The sequence below is a fragment of the Myroides sp. A21 genome, from assembly GCF_000807225.1.
Taxonomy (GTDB): Bacteria; Bacteroidota; Bacteroidia; order Flavobacteriales; family Flavobacteriaceae; genus Flavobacterium; species Flavobacterium odoratimimum.
This window is the reverse complement of the sequence record NZ_CP010327.1, coordinates 1,380,815-1,396,592: the sequence shown is the minus strand read 5'-3', so window position 1 is coordinate 1,396,592 and position 15,778 is coordinate 1,380,815. Positions and strand designations below refer to the sequence as shown.

The window sequence follows — 15,778 nt, the reverse complement described above, 5'->3', positions numbered from 1 at the left end:
CATTGCAAATTTACAAAAATTTATGCAGTTATTTTCTAAATAACTAATTTTGCCATTATTTTAAACACGAAGCTAATGTTTCTTTTTAGTACAAAAGCCGAATTACAAGCGTATTTAAAACCATTTCGCGACGCTAATAAGGCAATTGGTCTTGTACCAACAATGGGGGCCATCCATAAGGGGCACCTTTCATTAATGGAACAATCATTAAATGAAAATGAATGTACTGTAGTAAGTATTTTCGTTAATCCGACGCAGTTTAACAATGCAGAAGATTTAGAAAAATACCCTCGTACTTTAGAAAGAGATCAGGAGATCATTAAGTCTCTTTCTGAACAAATTGTAATATTTGCACCATCTGTTGATGAGATTTATGGTGGAAATACTGTAGCCCAATCATTTGATTTTGATGGACTAGAAAACGAAATGGAAGGTGCTTCTCGCCCTGGTCATTTTGATGGAGTAGGAACTATCGTGAGTAAACTTTTTGAGCTTGTTACGCCTAACAAAGCTTATTTTGGAGAAAAAGACTTCCAACAATTGCAGATCATCCGCAAGATGGTAGATAAGCTTCATATACCTGTTCAGGTTATCGGAGTGCCTATCTTCAGAGCTACGGACGGATTAGCCATGAGTTCTCGTAACGAACGAGTATCTACTGAAGGATTAGAAAAATCAACTTTCTTATATCAAGTATTGTTGAAAGCCAAGGATTTATTCAAAAGTGAAAGTATTTCTAAAGTTAACGCTTTTGTTGAGAATGAATTTAAAAATAATCCTAACTTTGAACTCGAATACTTCACTATAGCAGAAGAAGATACTCTAAAAACAGCTACATCTAAAAATGAGGCTCATAGATACAGAGGATTCTTAGTTGCTCATATCGAAGGCATTCGACTAATTGACAATATATCTTTTAACTAAAACTCACGCGAAATGCAAGTTGAAGTAGTAAAATCAAAAATTCACCGTGTAACTGTAACTGGAGCAGACCTACACTACATCGGAAGTATTACGATTGACGAAGTTTTAATGGAAGCTTCTAACATCATAGAAGGAGAGAAAGTTTCGATTGTTAATATCAACAATGGGGAACGCTTTGAAACTTATGCTATCCCTGGACCTCGTAACAGTGGAGAGATCTGCTTAAATGGTCCTGCTGCACGTAAAGTACACAAAGGGGATATCATTATCATTATTACTTATGGAATTATGGATTTCGAAGAAGCGAAGACATTCAAGCCTTCTATCGTATTCCCTAATGAAGAGACCAACACGTTAACATAGCCTCTTATTGAAAAAAAATATCAGTAAATTATTGAATATATTACTCCCACTTTTGTTGGGAGTTTTTTTGGTTTATTACGCCTATAATCAGTTTACTGAAGACCAGATAGAGGAGATGAAATCTCAGTTTAGAGATGCTAATTATAACTATATTATCATCTCCTCTTTCTTTTCTATTTTAAGTCTGTGGGCACGCGCCTATAGATGGAAGTACGCCTTGCGTTATATGGGATATCCTGTATCCACATTCACTAACTTTATGGCTATCTCTATTGGTTATCTTCTTAACCTGACAGTACCTAGATCAGGAGAGGTATCTAGAGCGATCGTCTTGCAGAAGTACGAGAAAGTCCCTTTTGACAAAGGCTTTGGTTCCATTGTTTCAGAACGAATTATTGACCTTATCTGTTTATTGCTTTGCGTATTTTTAGCCTTAATTTTACAGTATGAAGTACTAAAAGACTTCTTATTAGCCAAGGTTCCAGTAGAGAAACTAAGTATATTAGCTATCATCGCATTCGTAGGCTTATTAGCCACTATTGCCTTATTCTATTATAGCAAATGGAAAGTAATCTTATTTATTAAAAATAAAATCAAAGGACTTACAGAAGGAGTCAGTAGCATCTTTAAAATGCCGTATAAAGTTGGTTTCTTATTCCACACTTTTCTTATTTGGTTTGGTTATATCGCTACATTCTACTTCGGTACACATGCCCTAGAAGCTACTAGTTCACTCAGCATTCCTATCGTTATGTCTGCCTTTGTAGCAGGTAGTTTTGCCGTATCATTTACTAATGGAGGTTTTGGAGCATTCCCGCTAATCATCGCAGAATTATTGTCTATTTACAGCATCTCTGCTGTCGCTGGTACAGCCTTTGGGTGGATATTATGGACTACTCAGACAGCAATCGTAGTCATATTAGGAGCACTATCCTTCTTAATCTTACCCCTGTACTATAATCAAAAGAAGAACTAATCTCGCACTACCTCATCATAAAAAAAGTACCTATCTAAAAAATTAGACAGGCACTCTTTAATAGTACAAACCAGTAAATTGGTATAATGATGGTATAAACAGCGCTATCAGTTATCAATCATTATTTCTTTATAGGTTACTTTGTGGGGATAATTGTTGTTGTTTTAATATTGTGCTATCAAGTAATTGATCATATCTGTAGTTGTCACTATTCCTTGTAGTACATTATCCTTATCTACTACCGGAAGTGAGTGAAACTGCTGTTTAGAGAAGATCTCAGCTACATCTTTGATATTAGTATCATCCATCACCACGATTGGGTTCTTCGTCATTACATCTTCTAACTTATAAGCGTCATAAATAGCGTCTAATGCACTTTGGTCTAAATCATTTGCTCCATATCCTATCTTTAAGATATCGTTGCTACTGATGATCCCCACTACATTCTCTGCTTCTATAACAGGGATATGTCTAATATTATATTCTACTAATAATTGGTTTACTTCACTTAACTTTTTATTAGTTGGCACAGCTATAAGTGCTTTAGACATAATTTGAGATACAGGTACTCTTTGTTTCATAGTGCTATAGTGTTTTATTGTTCTAGTACAAAGATTGCACTTACATACCTCATAATACATGATAAAAAGCAGGTTTTACTAAATAATAATGTCGTAATTTATATAGCAATGTTGTATTTATAGAACACATTATTCACCATAAGTGAATATACCACAATCTCAAAACTCTCCAATCCCTTGCCAATACTCGAAAAATAAAAATTGTGACAATTTATCTCAAAACAGTTTATCCAAAAGCCTGTTTTTTACCTAAATTGCTTCATAATTAACTACTTAAAAAATTATATCTATGGCAACAACGAACACCTACCTAACCTTCAATGGCAATTGTGAAGAGGCATTTAATTTTTATAAATCTGTATTTGGAGGAGAATTCACTTACCTCGTTAGATTCGACAGCATTCCAGATAGCCCAGAATTCGTAGTATCCCAAGAGGACAAGAACAAAATCATGCACGTCTCACTTCCTATCGGTAAATCTGTCTTAATGGGTAGTGATACTTCATGTGGCGATCCAACACCTATTGTACAAGGGAACAATTTCTCGATATCAGTATCCACAGATAGCCAAGCAGAGGCAGATGATCTATTCGCTAAGATAGCGGTAGGTGGTACTGTGATCATGCCGATCGAAGACATGTTTTGGGGTGACTATTTTGGAATGGTATTAGACCAATTTGGCATCCAATGGATGATCAACTTCAGTAGAGACGGACAGTACTAATAAGACCTTACCCCCTGATCATCCCATCCCAATAGTAACCTTCTGTTGGGATTTTTTTTCTAATTACATCACTTTATAAAAGACTAACTTTAAATAGAACTAACTAATATTATCCAACACTGCTGTTGTAGACACTATATAATTATCAATCCCCTAATAAGAGATCTTATTAGGGGACTTTCTTTTTATTCCAATTAGACAATTTCTATTATCTCTTCTTAGACAAATGAGACAATGTTTTCACTTGCCTTCCTATGCTCCCTATTTGATAGTATAGTGATAGGCAGGTGATAGGCTTATTTATAGTACTTTTTAGCCGACCAAATGCCCATCACTAGCCGACCACATGCCGACCACCCCCTATATTAATGTAAAAAAGATAACAGAATACGCTAATTCTAACACCTATTAATCGTTCTAAAAAATGGAATGCAAGCGAATATTAGCTTGATATCGATAGAATTAAAAATGAAAGAAAACTTATGCTCTAGTAGATGAACAGATAATAAAATGAAGATAATCAACCCCCTTAAAGACAAGAATGGGATAGATATCAAATAAAAAAGCCAGTCATAAGACTGGCTTTTGTTTTGCTCCCCCTCTTGGGCTCGAACCAAGGACCCTCTGATTAACAGTCAGATGCTCTAACCAACTGAGCTAAGGAGGAAGGTTATATTCTACCTTTATTGCATTGCAAATATATACATTTTTAATCAAATACCTCACTGTTTATAGGCTTTTTGAGCATTTTTTGTCAAAAAAAATGAAGCTTGAATTAAAACTATCTGATTATGAGATAGAAGTACTTTTACTTTTTTCTAAAAAAAATAAAAGTACTAATTCAAAATACTACTTATCGCCCTATTTATAGCTTATAAATAGGCTTCCAGATAATCTCAAAACAAACTTATTGGACTAATTTAACACGACTGAAAAGAATCAAGTACAAAATCTAATTAAAAAGAACACTCAAATTAGATAACAAATATAGAAATAGTCTAAAAATAAAAAAGCCAGTCATAAGACTGGCTTTTGTTTTGCTCCCCCTCTTGGGCTCGAACCAAGGACCCTCTGATTAACAGTCAGATGCTCTAACCAACTGAGCTAAGGAGGAAGGTTATATTTTACCTTTATTGCGGTGCAAATATATAACGATTTTTAGTATCTGCAAATATTTAATTTAAAAAATTAAAACTTTTTTATTCTTCACTTTTTAAGGTCGGAAGCCCCAGTTTATAACGATTTGCTATCAAGCGAATTACAAAAACGGAAGCCGCACAGAATATTTGTGTAAAAATTATACCTACACTGAAATAATCAAGTAGATAGTATATCATCACACCGAATATACAGGTCAGCGCATACCACTCCTGTTTAAAAATAGCAGGAATCTCGTTAATCATTATATCCCTAACGATACCTCCTACTATCCCAGTGATAGTCGCCATGATCACTACTACCCAAAATGGGTAGCCTAGAGACATGGTCTTCTCTGTACCTACCACAACAAATAAACCTAGACCTATACTGTCAAACCATAAGAAGGTACTGTTTAGATGCACTAATTGTTTTCTAAAGAGTACCACGAAGAATAATGCTATTACCGTACACCACACATACACACTATTTAACATCCAGAAAGGCGTAACTCCTAATAGTAAGTCACGCAGAGTCCCCCCTCCTGTAGCAGTGACAAATCCTACTACTAATGCACCGAACCAATCAAGGCTCTTCGCTGAGGCCATGCGGATACCCGAAATAGCAAATGCACAAGTCCCGAAGAACTCAATAATGTCTACAAAGTGTATTGTAGTCCAAAAATCAATAAATTTATCTAGCATAACACGACAATATATGTATAAAAACCGCCTTATTTAATTACCACTGACTTCTTATTTACGAATGATAATAATCCTTCTTCTGCCATTTCTCTTCCTATTCCAGAGAACTTATTCCCTCCGAATGGTACTCTAGGATCAGAGATTACCATCTCGTTTATAAATACAGCTCCTTCGTCGAACTCGTGAACCTTAGATTTTAAGAATTCGACATCTTTACTAAACATCGCCACACCTAATCCGAAGCGAGAATCGTTGCTCATCTCTATCGCTTCATCGAATGTATCATAGCCTACGATAACCGCTAGTGGACCAAAAGTCTCTAGCTTAAATGCAGGCATATCAGGCGTGACATCTGTGATCACAGTAGGCTCGAACTTCGCTCCATCACGCTTACCTCCTACTGCTATCTTCGCCCCCATCTGTACAGAATCATTCATAATGGTCTCTAGTTCTATCGCTAAATCTTCTCTAGCCATCAATCCGATACCTGTATTATGATCCATTAAGTCACCGAATCTGATCTCTCTGACTGCGGCTACAAACTTATCTGTAAATTCTTTAATAATAGCATTGTGGATTAAAAATCGCTTTCCTGCTATACAGCTCTGCCCAGTATTCTGAAATCTAGCATTGATAGCTGTGGGGATAAGAGCGTCTATATCCACATCTTCTCTTACGATAAAGGCATTACTCCCTCCAAGTTCTAACACAGTAGGCTTAATCAATTCCCCTGCTTTCTTCCCTACAGAGCTACCTGCTGCCTCACTCCCTGTAAGAGATACTCCCTTGATGATAGGTGACTCGATGATCGCATCTACTTCTCTACCTGCTACAGTTACATTAAAGTACACTTGCTCATACCCCTCTACTCTAAAGCAGTCTTCTAATGCCTTAGCACTAAGAGGCACGTTACTCGCATGCTTCACTACTACCGTATTACCTGCTAATAAGGTCGGAATAGCAAATCTAAACACTTGCCAGAAAGGGAAGTTCCACGGCATCACTCCTAGAATGACACCTAAAGGATCATTCACCGTATACGTCTCTGACCAATCTGTCTGTATAGTTCTCCCTTTTAGAATCTCTTCTCCATGCTCTATATAATAATCTATTAACCTCGCACTCTTCTCTGCTTCAGCTACAGCTTGCTTAATAGGCTTATGCATATCCAATGTCATACATTTTCCATACTCCTCTACATTAGTAAGTAGGTTCTGCTTAACTTTCTGAAGATAAGCTACTCTATCACTCACTTTAAGTTTCTTCCAATTTAGAAATGCACTATTGGCATTATCTAAAATATCTGTTACTACTTTGTCCATAGTTTGAATGTTTACATTTTCTCTAAAATTAATAATTGTTTTACAAACCTCCTTAAGCAACGAGATAAAATTTGACAACTCAGTTAAAATAGCTAAATTAGTATCATCCTAAAATGAAATGACTATGAGTAGAAATCAACTAATTTTTCTAATCGGCATCGCATTATTTGCCCTGTCATTTATCTTATTTTACTTAAATGTAATAGGCGCGCAGTTAGCTTACTTTGTGCTTCTGATATCTTTTGTTATGATCATTAGCCCATTAGTGATCTATCTATTTAATAAGTTAAACTAAAGTTTTACTTTTGTCAAAAAAAACAAAGATGGATAAAAATGTAAAGTTATTGCTCCTAGGGGCTTTCCTTTTTATAATCACTATAGTACTTCGTTCTATGACAGCTATCAGTAGTAGCGTTATCCTAGCATTAGCTATAATATCGCTAGTCATCGTAGTAGTACCACTGTATAAACTAGTCTTTAAAAAACTACGCAAATAAAAAAGCCAGCTTATAGCTGGCTTACTTTTTTATCTCTATTTCCTACTAACAGATAGGCTATAGCGCCTAATACTGGAGCGAATATAATAATGAGGCACCATATCACCTTATAATTATATTCTAACGTTGATCTTCCTACTTTATACAAGCTATAAATTATTAGCCCAATAAGTGAAAGTAAGAAAAACTGCCAAACATAAAGAATCATTTTATTATTATGTAGTTTAGTTATATATCACAAAGAACTTTTCTTTCTATACGAAAAGCTAAAGTACAAAAAAAGCCAGCTATAAGCTGGCTCTTCAGAATATTTAAAGTTCTATTTCTTTAATTCTCTTGTCAAGTTTTCTAACATTACTTCTGTCATAGAAGATAAGTCATACTTATGATTCCATCCCCAGTCTTGCTGTGCAGAAGTATCATCTATACTAGCTGGCCAGCTGTCAGCGATAGCCTGTCTAAAGTCTGGATTATACTCTATCGTAAAGTCAGGGATATGCTTCGCAATCTCAGCTGCTATCTCTTCTGGCGTGAATGAGATACCACCTAAGTTATAAGAAGAGCGAATCTTCACATCTTCTTTCTTCGCTTGCATAATACCTACAGTCGCATTCAGTGCGTCTTCCATATACATCATCGGAAGAGCTGACCCCTCAGATAAGAAACAGTTATAGTGCTTATCCTCGATAGCCTTATAGAAAATATCTACTGCGTAATCTGTAGTACCACCACCTGGAGGTGTAGTCCAAGAGATTAACCCTGGGTAACGGATACTGCGTACGTCTACTCCAAATTTGTTATAGTAGTACTCACACCAGCGCTCTCCTGTCTGCTTAGAAATACCATATACTGTACTTGGCTCCATCACAGTGTACTGAGGTGTCTTATGTCTAGGTGTAGTAGGTCCAAAAACAGCTATTGATGATGGCCAGAATATCTTTTTAATTTTACCTTCTTTAGCAAGGTTTAATACGTGGAACAACGAGTTCATATTTAAGTCCCAAGCAAAAGCTGGGTTTTTCTCTGCAGTCGCTGATAACAATGCTGCCATTAAATATACTTCCTCTACTTGATGTTTTTCTATCACTGCCGCAACAGCGTCAAACTCCATAGCATTTAATGTCTCGAAAGGTCCAGAACTCATAAGAGCTTCATTTCCTTCTCTAATATCAGAAGCGATCACATTCTCACTTCCATAAACATCTCTTAATTTAAGCGTTAGCTCAGAACCTATCTGTCCGCAAGCTCCGATTATAAGAATTTTGGTTCCCATTGTTTGTGTATTTAAAAAGTACACAAATATAGTTTAAGTCCTATTACAAATCAATTTTCACCACCAAGATTCCCATAACTTTATAACTTATATAACAATCTGACAATCTATGTGGTATAAAATAGCTTAGAACTTTGTAAATTTGACCTCTAAATCATAAGAACAATGAAAAGCAATTTATATATACTTCTACCTCTTTTATTCTTCGTATCTATCGTATCATTCTCGTGTAAAGACGAAGAGAAGTTCGTGAAAGAACAAGAATTAAAAATAGCACAACACAATGACAGTGTGTATGACTATCTAACGAAGAACTGGAATCTACGTGTTCCGGCTGCTTCAGCAGAGTTAGACGTTATCCTAAAAGATTGGAAACCTTGGCAAGAGTTTGCACAAGAGGTAAAGTTAAAACCTGTGTCTACTATAGGGGCTTTTCAGAAGAGTGCTAATAGAATAACAGAATTACTACAAAGCCTTACTTACCAACAATATCCTAAGGAGCTAGACTTGCCAGACATCAAAGCTAGAATGGCACTTCTACAAACTTCTCTAAACAACTTAAATATGTTCTTAGAAGTGACTCCGATAAGTATAGAAAAGTTAGATCAAAATCTAAAGCATACCAACACTGCGCTAAGACTACTTCTAGCTCAGATGGATGAAAATATTGTCAAAGCAAAATTACCACAAGAAGAAGGTGAAGCTGAGATGCTAGAGGCTATTAACGAAGAAAGAAGGGCTAACCCAACACCAGAAAACGAATAGAGCATGGATATTAAACAACGCTTTCAAGAGTCTTCAAAAACAAAACAACTCCTCCAAGACCTACAATCTAGAGGTAATAAAATATATCTAAAAGGATTAATAGGCTCGGCTATCTCATTTCAGATAGAAGCCTTATTCCGAGAAGCTGATGCTCCTTTTTTATTAATATTCAATGATAAAGAAGAGGCTGCTTATTACCTAAATGATTTAGAAACACTAGTCAATAAAACCGATGTTCTCTTCTACCCAGGTTCTTATAGAAGACCGTATCAGATAGAAGAGACAGATAATGCTAATGTACTACTACGTGCAGAGGTATTGAATAGAATTAGTTCTCGTAAAAAGCCTGCTATCATTGTTTCGTATACAGAGGCTATCTTCGAAAAAGTGGTTACTAAAAAGGTATTAGAAAAGAATACACTTAAAGTACATCAAGGAGATAAACTCTCTATAGACTACATCAATGAGGTATTGTTTGAATACAATTTTAAACGAGTTGATTTCGTAGCTGAGCCGGGAGAGTTCTCTGTAAGAGGAGGAATTATAGATGTATTCTCTTTCTCTAATGACACCCCGTACCGTATAGAGTTCTTCGGAGACGAAATAGATAGTATCCGTACCTTCGACGTAGAAACGCAGTTATCTGTAGATAAACAAAAGAAAATCACTATCATTCCCAACGTAGAGAACAAGTTCTCTGCAGAGGTAAGAGAGAGTTTCTTAGACTATATCTCTGAGAAGACTATTGTACTAACGCAGCATACTGCTATGACAGTAGAACAGCTAGACCGTCAGTTCGATAGAGCTGTAGATACCTTCTCTAAACTTAATAAAGATTTAAAGCACAAGGAACCAAAAGATATGTTCTTAGACGGACAATCTTTCTTACATAAGCTAGAGCTATTTACGCTACTGGAGCTGAATGATACCAAACTGATGGATGTCAATAAGACCGTTGAGTTTCACATCAAACCTCAGCCTTCGTTTAACAAACAGTTTGACTTACTGGCTCGTAACCTGAATGACAATACAGACAATGGGTTCTATAACTACCTATTCTGCTCTAATGAGAATCAGGCTAAGCGCTTCAAAGATATATTTGAGTCTCTTAAAGAAGATGATAATCACAAAGTAGTACAATCATTCAAGACAATCGTGATGCCAATCTTCGAAGGATTTATCGATGAGGAGAAGCAAATCGTCTGCTATACTGACCACCAAATCTTCGAACGCTATCACAAGTTTAGTATCAAGAATGGGTATACTAAGAAGCAAACGATCACACTAAAAGAGCTAAACTCTCTTTCGGTAGGTGATTATGTAACACATATAGATCATGGTATCGGTAAGTTCGGAGGGTTACAAAAAATACAAGTAGAAGGAAAAACACAAGAGGCTATCAAGCTAGTATATGCTGATAATGATATCGTCTATGTAAGTATTCACTCTCTACACAAAATATCAAAATACAATGGTAAAGACGGGGCTGTACCTAAGATCCATAAATTAGGTTCGGCTGCATGGAAAACCTTGAAGAATAAAACAAAGGCTCGTGTTAAGCACATTGCCTTTAACCTTATTCAACTATATGCAAAACGCCGTTTGCAGAAAGGATTCCAATGTGCTCCTGATAGCTATTTACAGCATGAGCTAGAGAGTTCGTTTATCTATGAAGACACTCCAGATCAGCTAAAAGCGACACAAGAGGTAAAGGCGGATATGGAACAAGAAAGACCAATGGATCGCTTGGTATGTGGGGATGTAGGTTTTGGAAAAACTGAAGTAGCTATTAGAGCTGCCTTTAAAATGGTTGATAATGGCAAACAAGTCGCAATACTAGTCCCTACGACTATCCTAGCCTTTCAACATTATCAGACATTCACAGAGCGTCTGAAGGATATGCCTGTACGTGTGTCTTATATCAATAGATTTAGAACTGCTAAACAAAAAGCAGAAATACTAAAAGACCTAGAAGCTGGTAAAATAGACATCCTTATCGGTACACATCAGTTAGTGAATAAAGGCATTGTGTTTAAAGATCTAGGATTATTAATTATAGATGAAGAACAAAAGTTCGGAGTAGCTGTAAAAGATAAGTTGAAAACGATATCAGAGAATGTAGATACACTTACACTTACTGCTACACCTATTCCACGTACACTACAGTTCTCTCTGATGGCTGCACGTGACTTATCTGTGATAAGTACTCCTCCACCGAATAGATATCCTATCGAAACAAATGTAGTAGGATTTAATGAAGAGGTGATTAGAGATGCTGTGTCTTATGAAATAGAAAGAGGTGGTCAAGTGTACTTCATCAATAATCGTATAGAGAATATTAGAGAAGTAGCGGGTATGATACAACGTCTAGTACCTGATGCTAAAGTAGGTATCGGCCATGGTCAGATGGATGGTAAAAAGTTAGAAGAACTGATGCTCGCGTTTATGAATGGGGAGTTCGATGTACTCGTTGCTACTACCATTATCGAGAGTGGATTAGATGTTCCTAATGCCAATACAATACTGATTAATAATGCAAACAACTTCGGGCTATCTGACTTACATCAGATGAGAGGTCGTGTAGGACGAAGTAATAAAAAAGCGTTCTGTTACTTCATCTGTCCTCCTTATTCTGCTATGACAGAAGAAGCGAGAAAGAGAATACAGGCACTAGAGCAGTTTAGTGACCTGGGGAGTGGTCTAAACATCGCTATGAAAGACTTAGAGATCAGAGGGGCAGGTGATATCTTAGGAGGTGAACAGAGTGGTTTCATCAATGAAATAGGATTCGAAACGTATCAAAAGATCATGCAAGAGGCTATCGAAGAGCTTAAGGCAAACGAGTTTAAAGACCTATACGAAGAAGAGAATAAAGAAGAGAACAAGGTATTCGTAAAAGATACTCAGATAGATACTGACTTCGAGATATTGTTCCCTGATGAGTATATCAATAATATCACAGAGCGACTAAACCTGTATAACGAACTGAGCTTAATAACGAATGAAGAAGTCTTGCAGCAGTATGAACAGCGATTAATAGACCGATTCGGTGCACTGCCACGTCAGGCTATTGCTTTATTAAATAGCTTGCGAATCAAATGGCATGCTGCTAATATGGGAATAGAAAAGATCGTGATGAAACAAGGAAAGATGATTTGTTACTTCTTAGGGGATCAACAGTCAGACTTCTATCAATCTGCCAAATTTAGAAAGGTATTAATCTTCATACAACACCGTTCTAATATCTGTGAGATGAAAGAGAAGCAGACAAAGAATGGACTGAGATTATTGCTAACATTCAAAAATATAAAGTCTATCAAACAAGGGTTAGAATACATTGAACTTTTAGATTCAGCTGAAGCTTAACATAAACTTATAACGCCTGATATTGTATTAATATCAGGCGTTTCTATATAGTCTATCATCAAAACTTAAATAGAGACATTTACAGCCATTAATCTTATTCTGATATAATAAGTTACTATACATAGCTAATTCTCTCTATAATAAAAGAAAAAGGAGCTTTGCACTATATGCAAAGCTCCTTTAGTATATAATTTAAAACTTACTATTAATAACCGAATAAGTCTTCTAGGCTAAGTTCTTTTACTTTACCCATTTTCTTCACAGCTTCCCAGTCTAAGTTCTCTTTCTTACCTAATAATCCTACGTTGAAAGTTTTTCCTTTTACGTATTTATCGAAGTAGTTAACTAGATCAGTCATCTGCATATTCTGTACTTGAGAGTAGATATCTTTATTAATATCATAGTCAATACCTTTCTCTTTTAAGCTTAACCAGTAAGAGAATATCTGTGCTTTAGTATAACGCTGTGTAGCGATATTCTTAAGAACAGTATTTTTAGCATTTTGGAATTGGCTTTCTCCTTGAGGCATAGCATTCATTAATTCCATCATTGCTTCTACTGCTTGTGGTAATTTATTCGCTTGTGTACCTACATAAGCCATTACATAGTTATGTTTGTCAGCTTTTGCAGCATTCATATAGTATGCATAAGCTGAATATGCTAATGATTTAGACTCACGAATTTCTTGGAATACCACTGAAGCCATTCCTCCTCCAAAGTAGTTATTAAATACAGAGCTAGTCGCTAATAAGTCTTTATTAAACTTACCTTCTCTTGCTCTATACGTAATCTCTGCCTGAACCATATCATAAGGAGCAAAGTACAATGTTCCGTCAGTAGCTGGTTCTGGATATACTTTAGCAACAGGTATTTTTTTACCTTTTCCTAAGTTATGATGCTCTACGATTGCTTTCTTCGCTGTTTCCTTATCATTACCATAGTAGAAAACATCATTATTGTAATCGAAGAAGTTATGAATTAATCCAACTAATTCTGTTGGTTTAATAGTCTTTAATTCATTCTCACTTAAGATATCTTTAAAACGGCTTAACTCTCCATTAGAAACGATATAGCTATTCAATGCTCTTTGGATTCCTCCTTTACTTGATTTAGCATCTAAACGTCCTTTTAAGATCTGATCAACCATATTAGCATAAGCAGTATCATCAGCCTTAGCATCTGTTACTAAATGCTCTAATAATTTGATACCTGCAGGGATGTTTTCTTTCAATCCTTTTACAGTGATATAAGTCTTATCTGTACCTGTACTAATACCATAAGAAATACCTAACTTATAGAACTCTTTCTTAATATCAGCAGCAGAATACTTACTAGTACCTAAATAATCTAAGTACCCAATAGCTAATGATAACTTATTATCATTATCAGAACCTACTTCTGTAATATAAGTTACAGTTGCTAGATCATTTGTAGTATTCTTAATAGAATATAATTGACTATTCGTTTTACCAATCTTCTCTTTTTGAATAGCGCTATTGAAATCAACAAACACAGGAGCTATTTCTTTAACTTCTATTCCTTTTAGACGTTTATAGAATTCTGATTCACTATCTCTATTGATATCAATAGGTGTAATACCTGGGTTTTCTACACGTACTAAGTCTTTATTCTCTCCTTGACGTTTATAGATAACAACATAGTTGTCTTTATAATTTGCGTTCACGAAGTCGATTAACTCTTGTTTAGTCACCTTAGACATACGCTCTAAATCAGAAACAGCTTGTTCCCACGTACGCCCATGAATAAATGCTTGGTACATTTCTGTAGCCATTGCATCATTACTTTCTAAAGCCTCCATAGAGTTCTTACGGAATTCATTGACAACTGCGTTTAACAACCACTCATCAAACTCTCCTTTTTTAAGTTTCTCTATTTGAGCTAATAATAGATCCTTAACTTCTTCTACAGTCTGTCCTTCATTAGGCATACCTGTCAATTGGTGTACAGAGTAGTCCTTCATTACCATAGGTGAACTAGACGCATACAATGCTTTTTGTTGCTGATTTACATCTAAATCTATAATACCTGCCTGACCATTGCTTAACAACATATCGATCAAGTTAAGATAAATAGCATCTTTCGTCTTAACTCCTCCTAAACGGAAACCTATTTCTACACGCTCTGCTTGTGGGCTATAGATGTCCTTAACTTGTATCTTAGTTAAAGGCGCCTCTTGAGCGATATATTCTTTAGGTTGATTTGCTTTTTTCATTGAACCAAAGTAAGCGTTAACTAACTTAATTGTAGGTTCAAACTCTAAATCACCAACTAATACAACAGCTATATTATTTGGTACATAGTATTCATTAAAGTAATTATTAATAGCTACCATAGAAGGGTTCTTCAAGTGATCTGAAGTACCTATCGTAGTCTGAGTTCCGTAGTGTGTAGTTGGGAATAATAACTTCATCATTGCTTCATGTGAAGCCCAATAATCATTATCCTGTCCTCTATTAAACTCTTCATATACTGCTTCTAACTCTGTGTGGAATAGACGCAATACTAGTTCTGAGAAACGCTCACTCTCTATCAATAAGAATTTCTCTAACTCATTAGAAGGAATTACGTTCTTATAAACTGTCTCATCAAACCAAGTATGCGCATTAGTTCCTGTAGCTCCGATAGAAGCCACAGCTTTATCATACTCATTTGCAACAGCGTACTGAGATGCAATTTTAGAGATTTCATCTATTTTTTTATAAATAGCTTTCTTTTTCTCTACGTCTTTTTCGACTTTATGTTGCTCATATAAATCAGAGATTTGTTTAATTAACTCTTGTTCTTTAGCCCAGTTTACAGTACCTAATTTAGAAGTTCCTTTAAACACCATATGCTCTAAATAGTGAGCTAGTCCTGTACTATCTTCTGGATCGTTATTAGATCCTGTACGAACAGGAATATACGTCTGTATACGTGGTTCATCATGGTTCTGAGCTAAATATACTTTTAGTCCATTTCCTAAAGTATACACTCTTGCTTTAGCTGGGTCATTCTCTACGTATTCGTAAGTAAATCCATTAGCGTCTTTTGTAGTAACAGTTTTATACTGTGCATGCATTGAAGCACTTACAGAGAAAATAAAACCGAACAGTAAATACCTTTTTTTCATTTGTCGGTGTTTTTGT

The 15,778-nt window shown here is 35.7% G+C and carries 13 protein-coding genes and 2 tRNA genes; 7 read left to right on the top strand and 8 right to left on the bottom strand.

From position 1 onward, the window contains the following. The first annotated feature begins 75 nt into the window (after positions 1-75). Genes panC through MYRA21_RS06415 form a run of 3 tightly spaced genes read left to right on the top strand, consistent with a single transcriptional unit; the run spans position 76 to position 2,263 of the window. Positions 76-924, top strand: a complete 849-nt coding sequence (gene panC, locus MYRA21_RS06425) for a pantoate--beta-alanine ligase (protein ID WP_006257787.1) — start codon at positions 76-78, stop codon at positions 922-924. Between the two features lie 12 nt (positions 925-936). Then, entirely contained in the window at positions 937-1,287 is a 351-nt protein-coding gene (gene panD, locus MYRA21_RS06420; protein ID WP_006257788.1) for an aspartate 1-decarboxylase, read from the top strand. Positions 1,288-1,294: 7 nt separating this feature from the next. After that, a complete protein-coding gene (locus MYRA21_RS06415; RefSeq protein WP_006257789.1) occupies positions 1,295-2,263 on the top strand; it encodes a lysylphosphatidylglycerol synthase transmembrane domain-containing protein in 969 nt (322 codons plus the stop codon). Positions 2,264-2,427: 164 nt separating this feature from the next. Here the strand turns inward: MYRA21_RS06415 and MYRA21_RS06410 are convergent, their stop codons facing one another. Next, entirely contained in the window at positions 2,428-2,844 is a 417-nt protein-coding gene (locus MYRA21_RS06410; RefSeq protein WP_006257790.1) for an HPP family protein, read from the bottom strand. Positions 2,845-3,133: 289 nt separating this feature from the next. Between MYRA21_RS06410 and MYRA21_RS06405 the strand changes: the two genes are divergently transcribed. Continuing rightward, complete coding sequence (locus MYRA21_RS06405; protein WP_006257791.1) at positions 3,134-3,568, top strand: VOC family protein; 435 nt, start codon at positions 3,134-3,136, stop codon at positions 3,566-3,568. Between the two features lie 593 nt (positions 3,569-4,161). Here MYRA21_RS06405 and MYRA21_RS06400 read toward each other — a convergent pair. The 4 genes from MYRA21_RS06400 to MYRA21_RS06385 form a co-directional block, all read right to left on the bottom strand. Beyond that, positions 4,162-4,235 (bottom strand) — tRNA-Asn (locus tag MYRA21_RS06400). Between the two features lie 373 nt (positions 4,236-4,608). Beyond that, positions 4,609-4,682, bottom strand: a tRNA-Asn gene (locus tag MYRA21_RS06395). Between the two features lie 85 nt (positions 4,683-4,767). Next, entirely contained in the window at positions 4,768-5,409 is a 642-nt protein-coding gene (locus tag MYRA21_RS06390; RefSeq protein WP_006257792.1) for a trimeric intracellular cation channel family protein, read from the bottom strand. 29 nt (positions 5,410-5,438) lie between these two features. Continuing rightward, positions 5,439-6,731 (bottom strand): aldehyde dehydrogenase family protein, encoded by a 1,293-nt coding sequence (locus tag MYRA21_RS06385; RefSeq protein WP_006257793.1) that lies wholly within the window; start codon positions 6,729-6,731, stop codon positions 5,439-5,441. A 323-nt stretch (positions 6,732-7,054) separates the two neighbouring features. Here MYRA21_RS06385 and MYRA21_RS19140 point away from each other — a divergent pair, with 323 nt between their 5' ends. Further along, the gene (locus MYRA21_RS19140; protein ID WP_006257795.1) at positions 7,055-7,228 is read left to right on the top strand and encodes a hypothetical protein; all 174 of its coding nucleotides are present in this window, start codon (positions 7,055-7,057) and stop codon (positions 7,226-7,228) included. 10 nt (positions 7,229-7,238) lie between these two features. Here MYRA21_RS19140 and MYRA21_RS06380 read toward each other — a convergent pair whose 3' ends face one another. Continuing rightward, entirely contained in the window at positions 7,239-7,436 is a 198-nt protein-coding gene (locus tag MYRA21_RS06380; protein ID WP_006257796.1) for a PLDc N-terminal domain-containing protein, read from the bottom strand. Positions 7,437-7,547: 111 nt separating this feature from the next. Continuing rightward, positions 7,548-8,501: an NAD-dependent epimerase/dehydratase family protein gene (locus MYRA21_RS06375; protein WP_006257797.1), complete on the bottom strand. Its 954-nt coding sequence runs from the start codon at positions 8,499-8,501 to the stop codon at positions 7,548-7,550. A gap of 165 nt (positions 8,502-8,666) precedes the next feature. Here MYRA21_RS06375 and MYRA21_RS06370 point away from each other — a divergent pair, with 165 nt between their 5' ends. Both MYRA21_RS06370 and mfd read left to right on the top strand, forming a co-directional pair. Then, on the top strand, positions 8,667-9,266 hold the full coding sequence (locus MYRA21_RS06370; protein WP_006257798.1) for a hypothetical protein: 600 nt from the start codon (positions 8,667-8,669) through the stop codon (positions 9,264-9,266). Between the two features lie 3 nt (positions 9,267-9,269). Then, positions 9,270-12,632, top strand: coding sequence for a transcription-repair coupling factor (mfd, locus tag MYRA21_RS06365; protein WP_006257799.1), 3,363 nt, complete (start codon positions 9,270-9,272; stop codon positions 12,630-12,632). Between the two features lie 205 nt (positions 12,633-12,837). On the opposite strand, the gene MYRA21_RS06360 is transcribed toward mfd, so the two are convergent. Then, the gene (locus MYRA21_RS06360; protein WP_006257800.1) at positions 12,838-15,762 is read right to left on the bottom strand and encodes a pitrilysin family protein; all 2,925 of its coding nucleotides are present in this window, start codon (positions 15,760-15,762) and stop codon (positions 12,838-12,840) included. Between the last annotated feature and the right edge of the window lie 16 nt (positions 15,763-15,778).

Bases quoted from the DNA above. Each gene is read 5' to 3' on its own strand.
- panC (WP_006257787.1), top strand. From the start codon at position 76: ATGTTTCTTTTTAGTACAAAAGCCGAATTACAAGCGTATTTAAAACCA.
- panD (WP_006257788.1), top strand. From the start codon at position 937: ATGCAAGTTGAAGTAGTAAAATCAAAAATTCACCGTGTAACTGTAACT.
- MYRA21_RS06410 (WP_006257790.1), bottom strand. From the start codon at position 2,844: ATGAAACAAAGAGTACCTGTATCTCAAATTATGTCTAAAGCACTTATA.
- MYRA21_RS06405 (WP_006257791.1), top strand. From the start codon at position 3,134: ATGGCAACAACGAACACCTACCTAACCTTCAATGGCAATTGTGAAGAG.
- MYRA21_RS06390 (WP_006257792.1), bottom strand. From the start codon at position 5,409: ATGCTAGATAAATTTATTGATTTTTGGACTACAATACACTTTGTAGAC.
- MYRA21_RS06385 (WP_006257793.1), bottom strand. From the start codon at position 6,731: ATGGACAAAGTAGTAACAGATATTTTAGATAATGCCAATAGTGCATTT.
- MYRA21_RS19140 (WP_006257795.1), top strand. From the start codon at position 7,055: ATGGATAAAAATGTAAAGTTATTGCTCCTAGGGGCTTTCCTTTTTATA.
- MYRA21_RS06380 (WP_006257796.1), bottom strand. From the start codon at position 7,436: ATGATTCTTTATGTTTGGCAGTTTTTCTTACTTTCACTTATTGGGCTA.
- MYRA21_RS06375 (WP_006257797.1), bottom strand. From the start codon at position 8,501: ATGGGAACCAAAATTCTTATAATCGGAGCTTGCGGACAGATAGGTTCT.
- MYRA21_RS06370 (WP_006257798.1), top strand. From the start codon at position 8,667: ATGAAAAGCAATTTATATATACTTCTACCTCTTTTATTCTTCGTATCT.
- mfd (WP_006257799.1), top strand. From the start codon at position 9,270: ATGGATATTAAACAACGCTTTCAAGAGTCTTCAAAAACAAAACAACTC.
- MYRA21_RS06360 (WP_006257800.1), bottom strand. From the start codon at position 15,762: ATGAAAAAAAGGTATTTACTGTTCGGTTTTATTTTCTCTGTAAGTGCT.